This is a genomic window from Olleya sp. UBA1516 (genome assembly GCF_002323495.1).
In the GTDB taxonomy this organism is placed as follows: Bacteria; Bacteroidota; Bacteroidia; order Flavobacteriales; family Flavobacteriaceae; genus Olleya.
The window spans coordinates 350,048-367,755 of the sequence record NZ_DCQO01000009.1 but is presented as its reverse complement, the minus strand read 5'-3'; the positions used below and the strand labels follow the sequence as shown (position 1 = coordinate 367,755).

Below are 17,708 nucleotides of genomic sequence, written 5' to 3'. Positions count from 1 at the left end.
AGCTATTGTATACAAAAGATCAAGTTGAAAAGCTTGGTCTTTTTTTTTGGTTTAATGTGAAATTTACAAAGATGAGGTTTCCCGTAAGGTTTGTTTGAATACTTGATGTAATTTTAAAATAATTAAAAAACTTACGCATAATTATTATTATTATATGTAATTGTTGATAAAGCAATCTTATTTATTAATAACTAATACAATACGGTTAATTTTTAGAACCTATTACTTCATACTTTTGATAATATAAAAAAATACTTATGGCGAAAATACATACACTCAAAATCAATAATTTTAGAGGAATTAAATCATTTGAACAAGTGTTTGGATTCAGTGATTTTGTGTGTTTGATAGGTCGTGGTGATGCAGGTAAAACTACAATTCTAGACGCTATTTCATATGTACTCAGTCCAAATTGGAATCTAACAATAAAAGATACAGATTTTCATAATTGTGATGTCTCTGTTCCAATTGACATAGAAGTCAATTTATATGATTTACCAAAAAAACTAATTCAAGAAAGTCAATTTGGATTATATATTAGAGCTTTGAACAAAGCTAATGGAACCATAAAAGATGATATTGAAGATGGTTTAGAAATAGCTTTAACGTTAAAATTAATAGTCAATAAGAATTTAGAACCAAAATGGTATATAATCAATGGTAGGCAAGATCCTATTGAAATATCTTCATCACAAAGAAGTGAATTAAATATGTTTCAAGTATCAGATTATATAGATAGTCATTTTTCTTGGGATCAAAGGAGTCCATTGAAAGCTTTGTTCAGACTAGAAGATGAAGAGAGTAGTATAGGTGATGTTTTGAATGAATCAATGAGGAACATTAAAGATGACGTTGATAAAAAAGATTTTAATGAATTTAATAACGTTTTAGCAAAGATTGTAGCAAGTTCCAAAAAATTTGGAATTAATATATCAAATGTATCAACAAGTCTAGATTTAAAAAGCATTACATTATCAGATAGTCGGTTTTCATTACATGATAATAATGTTCCATTTCGTTTAAAAGGTAAAGGTTCAAAGAGATTAATTTCAATTGCAATTCAAGCTGAACTAGCTAAGTCAGGCGGTATAGTTTTGATAGATGAAATAGAACAAGGTTTAGAGCCTGATAGAGCACAACATTTAGCAAAAACCTTGAAGCTGAATAATGCAGGACAGATATTTATAACCACTCATTCTAGAGATGTTTTAGTTGAATTATCAGCAGAAAATTTATTCATAGTTAAAAAAAATGAAAAAAAATTAAGAAAGTTAGATACTTCTCTTCAAGGCACTATTCGAAGAAATCCTGAAGCATTTTTTGCTGATAAAGTAATTATTTGTGAAGGAGCAACAGAGGTTGGTTTTTGTCGAGCACTTAATAATAGTAGTTTATCTAAAGATGAAGATAATATAGCTTTGAAAGGAGTTAGGTTAGTTGATGGAGGTGGTTCTACGTTCGTTAGCTATAGTGAAGCTTTTGTAAATTGTGGATATAAGGTTTGTGTTTTTTGTGATTCTGATGTTGACTCTATTAATATTAGAAAAGAGGATCTCAAAAGTATTGGAGTTGAAATAATTGATTGTGAAGATAAATTGGCATTAGAAAAACAATTATTTAAAGATTTACCATGGAATGCTATTTGTAAGATGGTAGCATATGCAATTGAATTAAAATCTAAAGAGAGTATTCAAGATAGTGTTAAGTCAAATTTTATTAATTTCTATGATGAAAATGAATATACGTGGATTGATAAAGATTGTGTTGAAATAAGAAATGTATTAGGTGCAGTTTCTGTAAAAGAAAAGAAAGAATGGTTTAAAAGGATGGATCATGGTGAAGTGATCGGAGATATCTTCTTTGAGTACATAGAAGAAATTAGTGAAACGCATATTGGAAAACAAATTAATAAACTTTCTAATTGGATAGATAATGCATAATTATTTTGATTTCGTGACTAGGCAAAAAAGTTTACTTATTGCACCTGCAGGCTACGGAAAGACTCATGCAATATCAGAGTCTCTAAAGATTACAACAGGAAAACAACTAGTTTTAACCCATACACATGCAGGCGATTCATCTATTAAAGAAAAATTAAAAAAAGCTAAAATACCTAGTAAAAAATTTAACGTAGAAACAATAACAAGCTTTGCTCAAAAATATGTTTTAGCTTTCTATGTTGATAAAGATAAAATTCCAAAACAAGAAGATTCTAAAGCATATTATCCTTTTATAATAGAGGAAGCTTGTAATCTTATTACTTTAAAGCCTATTTCAAAAGTCATTTTATCATCTTATGAGGGATTATTTGTTGATGAATATCAAGATTGTACAAATGAACAGCATCAGTTAATTATGTTGCTTTCCAAATTAGTTAAAACAAGAATACTTGGAGATCATTTACAAGGAATTTTTGATTTTAATAAAGGTGATTTGATTGATTTTGATAACCCAACAATGAAAGATTTTAAATCTAATGAGTTTACATTAAGCACACCTTGGAGATGGAAAAATAATAGTCGTGAAGATTTAGGAGAAGATTTAAAGTGTATTAGAGAAAAACTTATAGGAAAGGAAGTTATAGATTTAAGGGAATTTAAATCTATAGAAACACATATCGTTAATGAAAAAGATTTGCATAATATTGGTAATCCTTATGTTTCTGAAATTTGGAAAATATTAAGAACGAATAAACCATTGTTCATATATCCAGAATCGACTCATATAAGTCCTAGATTATCAATAATCAAAAAATTCAAAAATAGTTTTACATTAATAGAATCAATTGATAATAAAGATTTTTATTCAATTGCTAGGAATATTGATAATACAGATAGTTTTAATATTGTAAAACAGCTGATAGCAATAGCTTCTGAAATTTTTAAAAAAACAGATATTAATAATTGGTTTAATGATAAAGGCGTAAAATCTAAACAAAAGGAAGAGGATAGATTAAAAATAAAATCCTTAAAAAGTAATTTTGAAAATTTAAAAAAAGAAAAATCATTACTACTTATTTCTGATTCTTTATCTAAAATAAAAGATGATTTAAAAATAGCTTGTTATCGCACTGATTTGTATAATTCACTAAAAGAATCATTGGAAGAAGCTCATTTTAATAAAATTACTGTTTACGAAGCGATGGTAAATAAAAGAAATAGAATTCGTAGAAATGGTAAAAAAATATATGGAAATTGTATAGGTACGACCTTATTAACCAAGGGTTTAGAGTTTGACACAGTAGTATTATTAGATGCTCATAAATATAAATGCCCAAAACACCTATATGTTGCGATGACTAGAGCTTCAAAAAAATTAATTATTTTTACAAATAATCCTATATTGAATCCTCATTAAATTAAAAGAATAAAACTTGCATTTAGGATAACAAACTTGACTATATGAAAAACGAAAATCAAATAAAATGTCCTAATTGTGGGACTTCCATAGATGTTCAAGATATTTTATCGCATCAATTAGAAGAGGAAATCAAACAAAAGTATCAGTCGCAAATAGCTGCCGAGAAAAAACGATATGAGAGTCAGCAAGAGCAATTAAAACAAGAGAAGTTAGATTTTGAACAAAAGAAAAAGCGTGAGAATGTGTTATTTCAAGAACGTTTAGAAAATCAGCTTAAAGAAGATAAAAAAGAAATTGAAGCAAAGCTAAAGCTTAAATTAAAGGAAGAGCAATCAGATCAGTTTGCTGCGTTACAAAAAGAGTTAAACGAAAAATCTGAACAAGTCAAAGAGTTAAACCGCTCTAAAGCAGAAATTGAAAAGCTTAAAAGAGAAAAAGGCGAACTTAAAGAAGCTGCTGAGGCGGAAGCACAAAAAAAGCTTAACGAAATTCTAGTAGCTGAAAAAGAAAAGATTAAAAAATCTGAGGAAGACAAAAACGAATTGCGTTTTAAAGAAATGCAAAAGCAATTGGAAGACCAGAAAAAGCTAACCGAAGAAATGAAACGTAAGCAGGAGCAAGGCTCTATGCAACTACAAGGTGAAGTGCAAGAGTTAGCAATAGAGGAGTGGTTAGCAGCTCAGTTTCCGTTAGATACTATCGAGGAAATTAAAAAAGGTGCGAGAGGTGGAGACTGTATCCAAATTGTACATACTAGAACAGAACAAAACTGTGGTACTATTTACTACGAGAGTAAGCGTACAAAAGATTTTCAGCCTAGCTGGATAGAAAAATTTAAAGCAGACATTAGAGATCGAGGAGCCAATATTGGTGTATTAGTGACTGAGGTCATGCCATCAGATATGGACCGAATGGGTTTAAAGGATGGTATTTGGATTTGTAATTACGACGAGTTTAAAGGGTTGTGTGCTGTGTTAAGAGAAGGAATTTTACAAGTTAATAATGCTATTATCACCCAAGAAAACAAAGGTGATAAAATGGATTTACTATATGATTACTTAACTAGTAACACCTTTAGAATGCAAATTGAAGCAATTGTGGAAGGTTTTACACAAATGAAGTCTGATTTAGAGAGTGAAAAACGATCGATGCAACGTATTTGGAAGCAAAGAGAGAAGCAAATCGAGAAAGTAGTGACCAATACCATAGATATGTATGGCTCTATTAAAGGTATTGCTGGAAATGCAATACAATCTGTAAAAGCTTTGGAATTGCCTGGTTTTGATGAAGATGACGATTAATTATTTCGTTTTTTTACATAAATATTCATTTTTATTTCATTGAAAATCAAATAATAAATGAGAATTATAACTCATTATCTAATTAATGGCACTATACTTGCATAATATTAAGTATTAATAAATAAATTACATTACAATGAGTAGAGGTACAGTAAAGTTTTTCAACGACACAAAAGGATTTGGTTTTATTACTGAAGAAGGAGTAGACAAAGATCATTTTGTACACATTTCTGGATTAATCGATGAGATTAGAGAAGGTGATGAGGTTGAATTTGACTTACAAGAAGGAAACAAAGGATTAAACGCAGTTAACGTAAAAGTTATCTAAGATATATATTCAGTACAATTCAAGAAAAAGGTTGCCTAAAAAGGCAGCCTTTTTTTATGCGCTAAATTTAAGATCTATTTAAACAAAGGACTGAAAAGGTTTAGTTATCTAATAGATTTATTTTGGCATAAAATTACAAACAAAAAAAGGTTGTCCAAATGGACAACCTTTTTTATTAATATATAAAGCGAAGCTTATTTTAAGCTTTCTAATAATTTTTCTGCAACTAACTCAGATGATGCTGGATTTTGTCCAGTAATTAAATTACCATCCTGAATAGCGTAAGCTGCCCAATCTTCTTTTTTAGAGTAGATTCCACCATTTTTACTTAGCATGTCTTCCACTAAAAATGGAACAACCTGTGTTAAACCAACAGCATCTTCTTCTGTATTTGTAAATCCTGTTACTTTTTTACCTTTTACTAATGGTTCTCCATCTGTTCCTTTTACATCTTTTAATGCAGCAGGAGCGTGGCATACAAATGCTACAGGCTTTTCTTGTGTGTTAAATTTTTCGATTAAAGCGATTGACGTTTTATCGTTTGCTAAATCCCATAATGGGCCATGACCTCCTGGATAAAATACAGCATCAAAATCGTCAGCATTCATGACTGATAATTTATGTGTATTAGCAATTAATGCTTGTGTTGCTTCGTCTTTGTTGTAACGCTCAGTATCTTCAGTAGCAGCATCTGGTGAGTCACTACTTGGATCTATTGGAGCTGCACCTCCATTTGGAGTAGCAATAGTAATTTTAGCTCCTTTGTCTACTAATGTGTAATATGGATTTGCGAATTCTTCAACCCAAAATCCTGTTTTTTTTCCTGTATCTCCTAATTTATCGTGAGATGTTAATACAAATAATACGTTCATAGTTTTTTCTTTTTTAGTTTCTGTTTTTACTTCTAAAACGCTTTTAGAAGCTGTTTTATCCTTACAGCTAGTTGCTGTAACAATGGTTAGCGTTAAGGCTAATGTTTTTATTAAATTCATTTTAATACTACTGAATATATTTAATAATAATAATAATATTAATATCAGTTTGAGTGCAGTTAAAAACCTTAGAATTTTTGCTGTTATAGCACTTTAACTACACCCAAAAATGATAGTATGTTTAATATGCCATTTTTACAATTTTTTCTGCATCTTCAGGCATTAAAGCTTGACGCTCGCCTAATTTCCAACCTCTAGCTTTAAAACGTTTAGCAACTTCTTCAGCAGTACCTTCATAGTCTTTAGTATAGTCAGATAATTTAGTATCAATACCTAACTGATGGAAAAATGCTTCGGTTTTAGCAATAGCTTCATAGGCTTTATCGTCTGTACTACCTTCAGTAATATTCCAAACACGTTCTCCATATTGTGCTAATTTTTCTTTTTTAGCTTCAAAATTATATTTGTAATGACTTGGAGTAATTACAGCTAACGTACGTGCGTGATCAATTCCGAATAAAGCTGTTAACTCGTGACCCATCATGTGGATTGCCCAATCTCCTGGTACTCCTTTTTGTATAAGTCCGTTTAATGCCATAGTACAACTCCACATAAAGTTAGATGCTGCTTGGTAATTTGTAGGATCTTTTAATACTGTTGGAGCAACCTCTACTAAAGTTTGTAATATACTTTCTGCAAAACGATCTTGTAATAAAGCTCCAATTGGATACGTCATATACTGTTCTAAAACGTGTGTGAAAGCATCTGTCAAACCATTTGCTAATTGACGTTCTGGAATAGACGTTATCACTTGTGGATCTAATATTGAAAACACTGGAAATAAACCAGGTCCTCCCATTGCTAATTTTTCTTTAGTTTCTTCACGTGTAATTACTGCACCAGAATTCATTTCGGATCCTGTTGCTGGTAAGGTTAACACAGTTCCAAATGGCATTCCTTTTTCAGTTCTGATATTTTTAGTTAAAATATCCCAAGGTGTATCACCATCGTAAACAGCAGCTGCAGATAAAAATTTAGTTCCGTCAATTACAGATCCACCACCAACTGCTAGTAAATACGTAATGTTTTCATCTTTAATAATTTTTAAAGCGTCCATTAATGTTGCGTATTCTGGATTTGCAGGAATACCTCCAAACTCAGTAACATTAACGTCTGCTAAAGCAGTTTTTACTTGATCGTAAATTCCGTTTTTCTTAATACTTCCTCCACCATAAAGTAATAATACTTTTGCGTCTGAAGGAATTTCATTTTTTAATTGTTCTATCGTATCCTTTCCAAAAATAATTTTGGTTGGGTTTTTAAATTCAAAATTGTTCATCTTCTTTTTCTTTTGGTTATTATATTTTTACTATCATTTTTCCTTTGTTTTTACCTTCGAATAAATCGATAAAAGCTTGAGGAATATTATCGAAACCATCAACGATAGTTTCGGTATAGGTTAATTTTTCTTCACCTAACCAACCTGATAATTTTTGGATGGCTTCTGGGAATTTTTCGGCATAGTTACTAACAATAAAGCCTTGCATTAACGCACTGTTTTTAACTAAAAATGGTTGTACGCTTAATCCTGTAGGCAATTCAGTATTATTATATACCGAAATGGCACCACAAATAATGATTCTTGCAAATTGATTAATACTAAACATTACAGCATCCGAAATTGGTCCTCCGACATTATCAAAATACACATCCACTCCGTTTGGTGCAGCTAGAGCAATTGCAGATTTCATGTCTTTTGTGGTGTTGTAATTGATGCCTTCATCAAAACCGAATTTACTTTTTAGCATTTCGATTTTTTCATCTGTACCAGCAATTCCAATAACGCGTAAGCCTAATATTTTTGCTATTTGTCCAACAACACTACCAACTGCACCTGCAGCTCCTGAAACTACTATGGTTTCGCCTGCTTTAGGCTTTCCTATTTCGGTTAATCCTAAATAAGCAGTTAAACCTGTCATACCTAAAATACCTAAATAGGTGCTTAAAGGTGCTTTTTCAGGATCTACTTTAATTAAACCTTCACCATTAGACACTTGTATAGTAGACCAGTTTAGCATGCCAGAAACGTAATCTCCAACTTGGAATTTTTTGTTTTTAGAATCTAAAACTTTAGCCACAACACCAGAGTGTATAGGTTCGTTTAATTTAAAAGGCGGAATGTAAGATTTTGCATCATTCATTCGTCCTCTTAAATAAGGATCTACCGAAACATAAGCTGCTTCTAATAAAATCTCTCCATCAGCTATGTTTAACGATTTATCGTCTTCGACAAATTCAAAATTAGAAAGTGTAGGTTGTCCTTCAGGTCTGCTTTTTAATACTATCGTTTTCATGTTCAATTTCATTTAAGTTTTATATTATTCAATAACGGTTACAATCTCATCCATAGGTCTTCTAACTTTGACAAGATTTACTAACCAATCTTCCTCTTCTTTTCTGTAACCAATTGGTAATAATACAGCACTACGTAAACCTTTTTCGCGTAAGCCTAAAATTTTGTCTACAGCATCTGGCTCAAAACCTTCTAAAGGCGTTGCATCTACACCTTCAAAAGCTGCAGCAGTTAACGCTTCAGTAAATGCAATGTAAGCTTGTTTTGATGCGTGAATAAAGTTTTCTTCTGGATCTTTTTGAGGATACATACCTAATAACATTTGTCGGTAATTTTCCCAACCTTCGTTTTTAAAACCACGAATGTCATTGGTTAAATCAAACATATAATTAATACGCTCTGGTGTATAATGGTCCCAAGCAGCAAATACTAAAAGGTGAGAACAGTCTGTGATTACAGATTGATTCCAAGCAATTGGTCTAATTTGCTCTTTAATATCTTGGTTTTTTACCACAAATATTTCAAAAGGTTGTAATCCTGAAGACGTGGGAGCCAAGCGTGCAGCCTCTAAAATACGTTCTATTTTATCTTCTGCTACTTTTTCGCCATTCATGGCTTTAGCTGCGTATCTCCAATTTAATTTATCTAATAATTCCATATATTCAATGTTTGTTTTAGTTGTTTTTAGTAATGCGTTGTATTGCATCTGATGCTATAATAGTATTAGCATGATTGGTGCTATTAGCTAGGTTTAACATGGCTTGAGCAATAGTTTCTGGTTCAATAATTTTATATTTTTTTAAGGAACCTATAAATAGCGGTTTTAATGCTTCAAAAATTGAGATTCCTATTTTTTCAAGCGCACGTCTTTCTTCACGTTGGCCTCCAATTAATGAAGGTCTTAAAATGAAGGATCGGTTGATGTCTTGATTTAGGACATCTTGCTCCATTTCGCCTTTAGTTTTATTATAAAATATGTTACTTTTTGCATTGGCTCCCATTGCAGATATAACTACAAATGTATCTATACCATTAGCTTTAGCAAGCTTTGCAGCAGCAACCGGAATCCCGTAATCTATTTTTTTGTAAAGTGATTTATCTGGTGTTTTACTTTTAGTTGTACCAATGCAACAAAACACTTGATGTGCAGTAAAATCGTCTTTAAAATCTTCTAGTTTTAATAAATCTCCAATGTATTGAGTTACCTTACTAGGTAATCCTTTTATTTTAGATCGTGAAAACAATTTTATGCTGGAGTAGTCTTTGTCTTCAATTAATTTTTGAAGTAAAATACCTCCAGTTAAACCTGTTGCACCTAATATAATTGCTGTTTTTTTCATTTTAATTACAAACTTTTATGCTGCTCCAAGCAGATTGATAGGCTTCTTCTAAATGGGCTTTATCTAATTGAAAAACACCACGTTTTTGGGTAATCATCAAAAACGATAATGGATTTATAGCATAGGCGTACAGTAAATAATCAGATAAAGGTTTAATAATACCTTCTTGTCTTCCGCGTTCCCAAAGGTCTAGCAGTGGCTGTAAGTGTTTTATACCTTCTTGTCTGCTTATCTCGTCAATCATTGGTGTGTTATCACATTGTGCTAAAAACATTGCGTTTTCACTTTCTTTTAATTTAAAGTCTGCAATACGGTTCCAAATTAGTTTAAAGCCAGCTTCAATAGGCATATCTTCTTTATAAGTTTCAAAAGCATATTTTGTATAGTCTGCTTTAACTTCGACGTAAGTCTTATTTACTAAATCTTGTTTATTTTCAAAATACAAATAGATTGTAGCAGGTGAGACGTTAGCCATTTTTGCTATTTTACTCATTGGTGTCGCATGAAAACCGTTGTTGTTAACCAACTCGATTGTCGCCTTTACCAATGCGTTACGTTTATCTATACTTTTTTGAAGTTTTGCCATTTGTGATCTAATTCTGATGCAAAGATATACAAAAATGAATGTTCATTCTTTTTTTTAACAAAGATTTAATTTATGATGATTTAATTATAAAATCATAAGATTAAATCATAGTAACACTAGCGAAAACGTAAAGGCTTAAAGCTAATATAAATGATAGTGTAAATGAATAACAACGCTAAATACCAAGTGTTTGCAACTAAATCTAGATAATCAATTTTACCATTTGCAAAACTAAGTATCATTAAGACTTGAGCGCCATAAGGCAAGATTCCTTGAATAATACAAGCAAAAATATCTAAAATAGAAGCTGTTTTTTTGTTGTCCAAATGATATTGATCGTTGATTGTTTTTGCGATTGGACCAGCTATTATAATAGAAACTGTATTATTAGCAATTGCCATATTAATTGTACCAACCAATGCAGCAATACCTAGTTGTGCAGAGCGTTTACTTTGAATTAAATTTTTAATTTTACTAAGAATATAGTTTATCCCTCCATTTTTTTCCACTAAAGCAGCTAGTCCACCTGTTAATAGAGATAACAAAAAGATTTCGGTCATACTGGTAAAACCACTGTATGCGATTTTAGTAGACTCTATTAATGTGAAATCTCCATAAATAATTCCTAATAGTCCACCAGCAATAACACCTAAAAGCAACGTTACAAAAACATTTATTCCAATAATAGAAAGTAGGATAACCAATAGATAAGGCGTGATTTTTATAATGGAGTAGGTGTAGGTTATAGCATCTGTTGGTACAGCTTTTAATCCAAAACCTTGTATAATTAAAATACCTATAGTGATTAAAGCTGCAGGCAACGCGATTTTAATATTTTGCTTAAACTTGTCACTCATTTTACAACCTAATGACTGTGTTGCTGCAATAGTTGTGTCTGATATTACCGAAAGATTATCTCCAAACATACTACCGCCAAGTAATGCACCACATAATATCCCTAAATCTACATTGCTTTTATCTGCAAAACCAATCACAATTGGAGCTAATGCAACTATTGCACCAACAGATGTACCTGTAGATACAGATAAAAAACCAGCTATTATAAACACGCCAAAATAGATGTATTGTATAGCAATATAATCCAGTCCAAGATTTACAATAGCGTCTACACTTCCAGTAGCCTTAGTTATAGTTGCAAATGCACCAGCCAATAAATAGATTAGGCACATGGTTAATATTTTATCATCACCACAACCTTTAAGCAGCGTATTTATTTTAGAGGTTATGGATTGTTTAAACATTAAAAATGCCACAATTATACCTACTATAACAGCAATTGGAGCTGGTAATGCGTAAAAATCGTTTTGATAAATTCCAACACCTAAAAATGTAAATACAAATACGAATAATGGTATTAATGCTGAAAATTTTGGAGTAATTGTTTTTGACTTTGCCATGTTTCCTTTTCATTTTTAAAAGGAAATAGCAGCAAATAAAAGACATATGATTTAACATTTGTTCCAATTACTTGGCTTATCTATTTAGCACCTTGCTTGTTATTGCAGGTTGCTATCTCCTTTTATTGAGATTCTTGATAATTTATTTAAGTCGGCAAATGTATAGCATAAAGCTATACCAAAATATTAAAATACGTTAAAATTTGTAAAAATATAAGTGATAAATTATGTTGAAAACCTGATAAAAAACTACTGTTTTTACAAGTCCGATTATATGAAGTGATTAGTTAAGTAATATTGTGTAATATTTTTAAAAACAGCTATTTATAATTAAAAATATTTACTAGAAATATCATTATCTTTGACAACTTTAGTTTTTAAAATAAAGGTCATAAAAAGATAAAGCGACAAGTAATGACAAAACAATATTAATAAGGTGAAAATTTCGTTATACAGAAAATATTCATTGATTGGAGATAAGCCAAGGTTGAAAATTGTGGCAACACCTGAGGCTAACAAAATTGTACCAGTAGCGTAATTATCACTAATATAAATCATAGCAAAAGTGATCGCATAAATAAATAAGCACAACGCACAAATAAACATGAATATTATGTTGTAATTCGGGATTTGATCAATCAATAAATCTACCACTGCATAAATTACATATCCAACTAAAAAAACGCCAAGTATAACAGATAATGATAGAAAAGATTTTAATTTACTTTTTATTAAATACTTTTTTAAAATCAAAGTAAAAAGTATAAGGTATCCTGAAGTTAATAAGCTAATAGCATTAAAATATTTATTATAATCGTAAAAACTTATTATATTAAGAATAAGAAAAGCCAGTAAAGCTATTAAAAATTTAGGATCAGCTTTCTTTTTAGTTATACTTAAATATTTAAATATTAATATTAGAATAACTATAGGAGAGATATAAATCAAATCTTTTCTAGAAGTAAGTGAGACACTCATTATCAATGCTGCTATTACAGCAATAAAAAAAAGGATGTCAAAAAAAGAAGATTTAATTTTAAACATTACAAAATGTAATAGATTACACACAAATATACTTAAATGTTAATCAGCATATACATGTTAAGTTAATTTATAATCAGTCTAAAATGAAATAAATTTAAAGTTTAATATATATTTTAGATAAAATTTGATTTAAACAGCTTTAATTTGGCATCTTATTCTTTTATAATTTATAGGAAGAACTTATGATGACGAACAAAATGATTGGTATAGTTGGTGGTGTAGGTAGTTACGCTGGTATTGACTTAATTAAAAAGGTATACGATTTAACCGAAGCGACTTCAGATCAAGACCATTTACCAGTTTCGATGCTCTCTGTGCCTCATAAAATTATTGACAGAACTAAATATCTTTTAGGTGAAACTGAAATAAATCCTGGCATTGCTATAGCAGAAATTATTGCGTCTTTAATCGCTAGTGGATCGTCTATTATTGCTATTCCGTGTAATACAGCACACGCTAAACCAATTTTAAGTTTAATTGAAAAAAGTATACCAGAATCTTGTGTTTTAGTTAATTTAATTGAAGAAGTTGGGCTTCATATTTCTACAAAACATCCAGAGATTACTAAAGTTGGTGTTTTAGGAACCACTGGAACTATTTTAGCAAAAGTCTATCCTGAAGTTCTAGCAAAATACAATATTGAAGTCATTCAACCTTCCGAAGATATTCAGGATTTATTTGTGCATCCTTCTATATATGATACATCTTACGGAATTAAAGCATTTTCAAATCCGGTAAACGAAAAGGCCAAAGAAAACCTAAGTATGGCAGCAACTTATTTGTCTAGAAAAGGCGCACAAGCTGTAATTTTAGGATGTACCGAAATTCCGCTTGCTATTCAATATCAAAAAATAGAAGACAGTTTAATTATTGATGCAACAACCGTTTTGGCTGCTGCTTTAATACGCGAATCTAAAAAAATGGAATTAATAGCTTAACTACTCGTTAAGCTCTAATAGTTGGCGCACAACTTCCACGTTTTAACAACATATATTCGCCATTATTTTTAAACTCTCGTATAGAAGTTCCTGCATATCGCTTAAACGTTTTAGATAAGTGACTTACGTCTGTAAAACCAAGTTCGTCTGCAATTTGGGTTAATGTAAAATCGGAATTTAGCAATCGAATTTCTACAAGTTTCAGCTTCGCTTTAATAATATATTCTCTTAAAGGAATATTTACTTGTTTCTTAAAATATTCACTTACATAAGTCGCAGACATCATAAAAACATCGGCTAAGTTTTCAACTTTAAGTAATTCAGTTTTATCTATGTTTTCATTAATATAGGTTAGCATTTTTGTAATCCTATCATCCGAATTATTTTTAGGAACTTCAAAATAACTTCCTTTTTTTATATTTCGTATTAACAACTCTAAAACACTTGTCATTAAACTAGTTACTAGGTTAACAGATTCTTCACCATAATTTCTAGATTCTTGTAAAATCATAGTTACTAGGCTGTTTAAATGGTTCCTGTCCATTTCATTTTTAATAATATCTCCTGGTAATTGGTTGTAATTAGAGAGTATGTAAGCAGCTTCTTTAAACCATTCGTTTCTATCAATAGTAATTCTGTTTACATTTTTAAAAAACGAATCTGTAAATTTTAAAAACACAAAACGTGTCGGTTTTTCAATAGTAAAAGAATGGCATTTTAATGGTGGTAACAAAAACATGCTGTTTTTTGTATAGTTGTAATCGTTGTAATTAATACACTGCGTACCTTCGCCATCTTTAATTAAAACCAATTCAAAAAAGTTGTTTTTAACAGGACGTTGTTTCCATTCTGTTAATTCTATTTCTTGTATTTCAAAAGGTTTATAGGCTTCTAATACTTGCATAATGATATGTTTTATGGATAATCAAGTACAAATCTAGAGAAATATTGATTTAAAAACTATTAATTCACTATTCAAACCTTTTTAGATACATAATTTTCCTTTTTATCTACCTTAAAACCCTGAATTTCTAGAATTGATTTCACCTAGAAATGTCTATTTTTACAAAAAAAATATCCATTTGTTTTTAAAATACATTCAAAAACATTCTATTTTATCTATTTCTGTAGGTATCATTTTTATTTGCACTTTAATTGTGTTTTTTGCAACCGAAGCAAGTTATAATGCTATTGAAAGGGCCTCATTATGGGTTCGAAATTATTTTGGATACTTCTATTTGTACTTAGGTTTTAGTTGTGTTGTAGCATTGTTATTGGTTGCTTTTTCTAAATACGGAAAAATAAAACTAGGCAAACCAAACGCGAAACCAGAATATTCCCTTTGGTCTTGGATTGCCATGTTATATAGTGCAGGAATGGGATCTGGTATTTTATTAAGAGCAGTACAAGAACCTGTTTTTATGCAACAAAACCCACCTTTTAAATCCAATTTACCTAATGAAACGCTTGCGCTGGAATTTACATTTTACCAATGGGGAATTACAGCTTGGGCATTTTACGGACTATTTGCAGTTATTGTTGGTTATGCCTTGCATGTCAAAAAAAAGAAAGTCAGAATTAGTGCCACTATCGAAGATCGTATTAAAAACAAACCATTAAAAGCAAGTGTAGATATTATCACGATTATCACCACAATTTTTGGATTAATAGCAGCAATTGGTTTAGGGACCACACAAATTAATGGCGGATTAAATCATGTTTTTAATGCTGATTTTGGATTAATTACAACTATAATTCTGTGTGTTTTAATAGCGACAATTGCCTGTTATTCTGCTTGGCAAGGTGTAAATAAAGGGATTAAAATATTTTCAAAATTAAATATTATTGTCACTTTGGTTATTCTATTTTTCATCTTTTTCACTAGTGATGTTAAAGGTATTTTGGTATCCTTTTTTACAGCAACATACCATTATATTATTGACTTTGTACCAATTAGCTTGGCGCTAGGAGATTACAATCCTGGTTTAGAGTTTTTAACCGGTTGGACCTTTTATTATTGGGCTTTTTGGTTAGCTTGGGCACCTTTTACTGGTATATTTATTGCGCGTATTTCTAAAGGAAGAACAATAAGACAATTATTATTAGGCGTGTTAATTATTCCGTCGATCGGAACCTTCTTTTGGTTTTCTGTTTTTGGAGCTTCCGCATTCAATTTAATGGAAACTTGGGGAACTTACGACAACCAATTCGGGAATGTATTTTCTTCTATTTTTGTGTTTTTCGAGCAGTATCCCTTTGCTACCGTTTTAAACATTACTTCTATATTTTTATTAATTAGTTTTTTAATCACTTCTGTTGATTCTGCGGTATTTGTGTTGAGTATGTTTACAGATAATGGCTCTAAAAATCCAAGCAAAACACATCGTGTTATTTGGTCTATCTTCATTTTATTAGCAACCATTGCTTTAATCCTTTTAGGAAACATTAAAGCCAATGTTAATGTTTTAGAGGCTGTGCAGCGTTTATTAATTATAACGTCTTTACCGTTTTCGTTTTTCATCATTATTATGTTTGGCTTTTTTATACAGGATCTAAGGAAAAACAGACTTAATAATGTAGATTTAAAAGAACATTAAAATGGATGTATTCAATCAAACAAATTTATTTTTTACAAAAGAAGTCCGTAAAACAGTATATGATTTACCAGGAGCAGATGTTGTGTTGTTCGAAAATTTCTTCAGCATAGAAGAAAGCAATAAGCTGTATAAAAGCTTACTGGAAAACACACCTTGGCAACAAGAACAAATTACAATTCACGGTAAACTGGTAGATTACCCTAGGTTAACCGCTTGGTATGGCGATATTAGTAAAGACATTAAATACACCAATACTCAAAGTAAAATGCACTTGTGGAATGAGGATTTACTTTTCATAAAAAACAGAATTGAAAAAGAAGTCGATATCAAGTTTACACGTTGTTTACTCAATTATTATCGCGACGGAAAAGACAGTGTAGATTGGCATCAAGATTATAAAGGCGAGCAACGCAAAAATTCAGTAATTGCTTCTGTAACCTTTGGGGCAACCAGAGCTTTTCAACTAAAACACGTCTCTCGTAAAGATTTTAAACGTGTAGATATTCCGCTAGCAAATGGTAGTCTTTTGTTGATGCAAGACGCGACACAAGAAAACTGGAAACATAAAATTCCAAAAACAGCAAAACAAATATCACCAAGAATAAATCTTACATTCAGGTGGATTGCTTAAAATTTTTAAATATTGTATTAATAAAGGTTTAACATTTACTTAATGTAGTTTTAAAAGTTAAAAAACAGTGTTTTTTAGTCTATTTGGGAAAATTTTAAGAAAAAACCTCTATAAAACCTCCTTTTATACCTGTATTACCTTTTTTTGTACAGTAAAAAAATAGGTCTATATATCTAAATTTGCAGTAAAATTAGAATCAACTTAAAAAAATATATAAAAAATGAATTTAAAAGAAATTTTAAACTGGAGATACACAACTAAGGAATACGATGCAACCAAAAAAATATCGGATGCAGATATGGGGGAAATCAAAAATTTACTAAGAATGAGTCCTTCAAGTGTAAACCTTCAACCTTGGCACTTTATAGTTGCTGAGACTACAGAAGGTAAAGCACGTATTGCAAAAGGAACACAAGGCTTTTTTAGTTTCAATGAGCCAAAAGTTACTAATGCTTCGGCTGTAGTTTTATTTTGTGTAAAAACAGATGCTGACGATGCATATTACCAACATATTGCAGATACTGAAGATAAAGACGGAAGATTCCCAAATGAAGATATAAAAAACGGTTTCTTAGGAGCTGTAAAAGCTTTTGCAGGAATTCATAAATACGATTTAAAAGACCTTCAACACTGGATGGAAAAGCAAGTATACCTTAATATTGGTAGCTTTTTATTAGGTGTTGCTAGTTTAGGCTTAGATGCTACACCAATGGAAGGTATTGATGTAAAAGCTTTAGATGAAGAATTTGGATTAAGAGAAAAAGGATACACATCTTTAGTCGCTGTGTCTTTAGGATATCATGCAGCATCTGATTTCAATACTACGGATAAAACACCAAAATCGAGATTAGCTGAAAGCGAAACTTTCACAATAATATAA

The 17,708-nt window shown here is 30.7% G+C and carries 17 protein-coding genes and 1 riboswitch; of the genes, 8 read left to right on the top strand and 9 right to left on the bottom strand.

What is annotated here, in order from left to right; translation table 11 throughout:
- Window positions 1-257: 257 nt before the first annotated feature.
- The 4 genes from B2989_RS05880 to B2989_RS05865 all read left to right on the top strand — a co-directional run bounded on the left by B2989_RS05880 (window position 258) and on the right by B2989_RS05865 (window position 4,989).
- Entirely contained in the window at window positions 258-1,940 is a 1,683-nt protein-coding gene (locus B2989_RS05880; RefSeq protein ID WP_292945541.1) for an ATP-dependent nuclease, read from the top strand.
- 13 nt (window positions 1,941-1,953) lie between these two features.
- Complete coding sequence (locus tag B2989_RS05875) at window positions 1,954-3,357, top strand: UvrD-helicase domain-containing protein (protein ID WP_292945538.1); 1,404 nt, start codon at window positions 1,954-1,956, stop codon at window positions 3,355-3,357.
- A 44-nt stretch (window positions 3,358-3,401) separates the two neighbouring features.
- Window positions 3,402-4,661: a DUF2130 domain-containing protein gene (locus tag B2989_RS05870; RefSeq protein WP_292945535.1), complete on the top strand. Its 1,260-nt coding sequence runs from the start codon at window positions 3,402-3,404 to the stop codon at window positions 4,659-4,661.
- A gap of 136 nt (window positions 4,662-4,797) precedes the next feature.
- A complete protein-coding gene (locus B2989_RS05865) occupies window positions 4,798-4,989 on the top strand; it encodes a cold-shock protein (RefSeq protein ID WP_145001677.1) in 192 nt (63 codons plus the stop codon).
- A 194-nt stretch (window positions 4,990-5,183) separates the two neighbouring features.
- On the opposite strand, the gene B2989_RS05860 is transcribed toward B2989_RS05865, so the two are convergent.
- From B2989_RS05860 to B2989_RS05825, 8 genes are all read right to left on the bottom strand, one after another.
- The gene (locus tag B2989_RS05860; protein WP_292945530.1) at window positions 5,184-5,981 is read right to left on the bottom strand and encodes a type 1 glutamine amidotransferase domain-containing protein; all 798 of its coding nucleotides are present in this window, start codon (window positions 5,979-5,981) and stop codon (window positions 5,184-5,186) included.
- Between the two features lie 121 nt (window positions 5,982-6,102).
- Window positions 6,103-7,260, bottom strand: a complete 1,158-nt coding sequence (locus tag B2989_RS05855) for an iron-containing alcohol dehydrogenase (protein WP_292945527.1) — start codon at window positions 7,258-7,260, stop codon at window positions 6,103-6,105.
- A gap of 19 nt (window positions 7,261-7,279) precedes the next feature.
- Window positions 7,280-8,275 (bottom strand): NADP-dependent oxidoreductase, encoded by a 996-nt coding sequence (locus B2989_RS05850; RefSeq protein ID WP_292945524.1) that lies wholly within the window; start codon window positions 8,273-8,275, stop codon window positions 7,280-7,282.
- 24 nt (window positions 8,276-8,299) lie between these two features.
- A complete protein-coding gene (locus B2989_RS05845; RefSeq protein WP_292945522.1) occupies window positions 8,300-8,932 on the bottom strand; it encodes an NAD(P)H-dependent oxidoreductase in 633 nt (210 codons plus the stop codon).
- 16 nt (window positions 8,933-8,948) lie between these two features.
- Complete coding sequence (locus B2989_RS05840; RefSeq protein WP_292945520.1) at window positions 8,949-9,614, bottom strand: NAD(P)H-binding protein; 666 nt, start codon at window positions 9,612-9,614, stop codon at window positions 8,949-8,951.
- A 1-nt stretch (window position 9,615) separates the two neighbouring features.
- Entirely contained in the window at window positions 9,616-10,200 is a 585-nt protein-coding gene (locus B2989_RS05835) for a TetR/AcrR family transcriptional regulator (RefSeq protein ID WP_292945518.1), read from the bottom strand.
- 116 nt (window positions 10,201-10,316) lie between these two features.
- Window positions 10,317-11,618, bottom strand: a complete 1,302-nt coding sequence (locus tag B2989_RS05830; protein ID WP_292945516.1) for a Na+/H+ antiporter NhaC family protein — start codon at window positions 11,616-11,618, stop codon at window positions 10,317-10,319.
- 47 nt (window positions 11,619-11,665) lie between these two features.
- A riboswitch (SAM-I-IV-variant riboswitch) is annotated at window positions 11,666-11,764 on the bottom strand.
- Between the two features lie 184 nt (window positions 11,765-11,948).
- Window positions 11,949-12,662 carry a hypothetical protein gene (locus B2989_RS05825; RefSeq protein ID WP_292945514.1) on the bottom strand — a complete coding sequence of 238 codons (714 nt, stop codon included), beginning with the start codon at window positions 12,660-12,662 and terminating at the stop codon, window positions 11,949-11,951.
- Between the two features lie 182 nt (window positions 12,663-12,844).
- Here B2989_RS05825 and B2989_RS05820 point away from each other — a divergent pair, with 182 nt between their 5' ends.
- A complete protein-coding gene (locus B2989_RS05820; protein ID WP_292945512.1) occupies window positions 12,845-13,600 on the top strand; it encodes an aspartate/glutamate racemase family protein in 756 nt (251 codons plus the stop codon).
- Between the two features lie 7 nt (window positions 13,601-13,607).
- Here the strand turns inward: B2989_RS05820 and B2989_RS05815 are convergent, their stop codons facing one another.
- On the bottom strand, window positions 13,608-14,504 hold the full coding sequence (locus tag B2989_RS05815; RefSeq protein ID WP_292945510.1) for an AraC family transcriptional regulator: 897 nt from the start codon (window positions 14,502-14,504) through the stop codon (window positions 13,608-13,610).
- Between the two features lie 178 nt (window positions 14,505-14,682).
- Here B2989_RS05815 and B2989_RS05810 point away from each other — a divergent pair, with 178 nt between their 5' ends.
- The 3 genes from B2989_RS05810 (at window position 14,683) to nfsB (ending at window position 17,708) form a co-directional block, all read left to right on the top strand.
- Window positions 14,683-16,197, top strand: a complete 1,515-nt coding sequence (locus tag B2989_RS05810) for a BCCT family transporter (protein WP_292945508.1) — start codon at window positions 14,683-14,685, stop codon at window positions 16,195-16,197.
- Between the two features lies 1 nt (window position 16,198).
- On the top strand, window positions 16,199-16,828 hold the full coding sequence (locus B2989_RS05805; RefSeq protein WP_292945506.1) for an alpha-ketoglutarate-dependent dioxygenase AlkB family protein: 630 nt from the start codon (window positions 16,199-16,201) through the stop codon (window positions 16,826-16,828).
- Window positions 16,829-17,048: 220 nt separating this feature from the next.
- The gene (gene nfsB, locus B2989_RS05800) at window positions 17,049-17,708 is read left to right on the top strand and encodes an oxygen-insensitive NAD(P)H nitroreductase (protein WP_292945504.1); all 660 of its coding nucleotides are present in this window, start codon (window positions 17,049-17,051) and stop codon (window positions 17,706-17,708) included.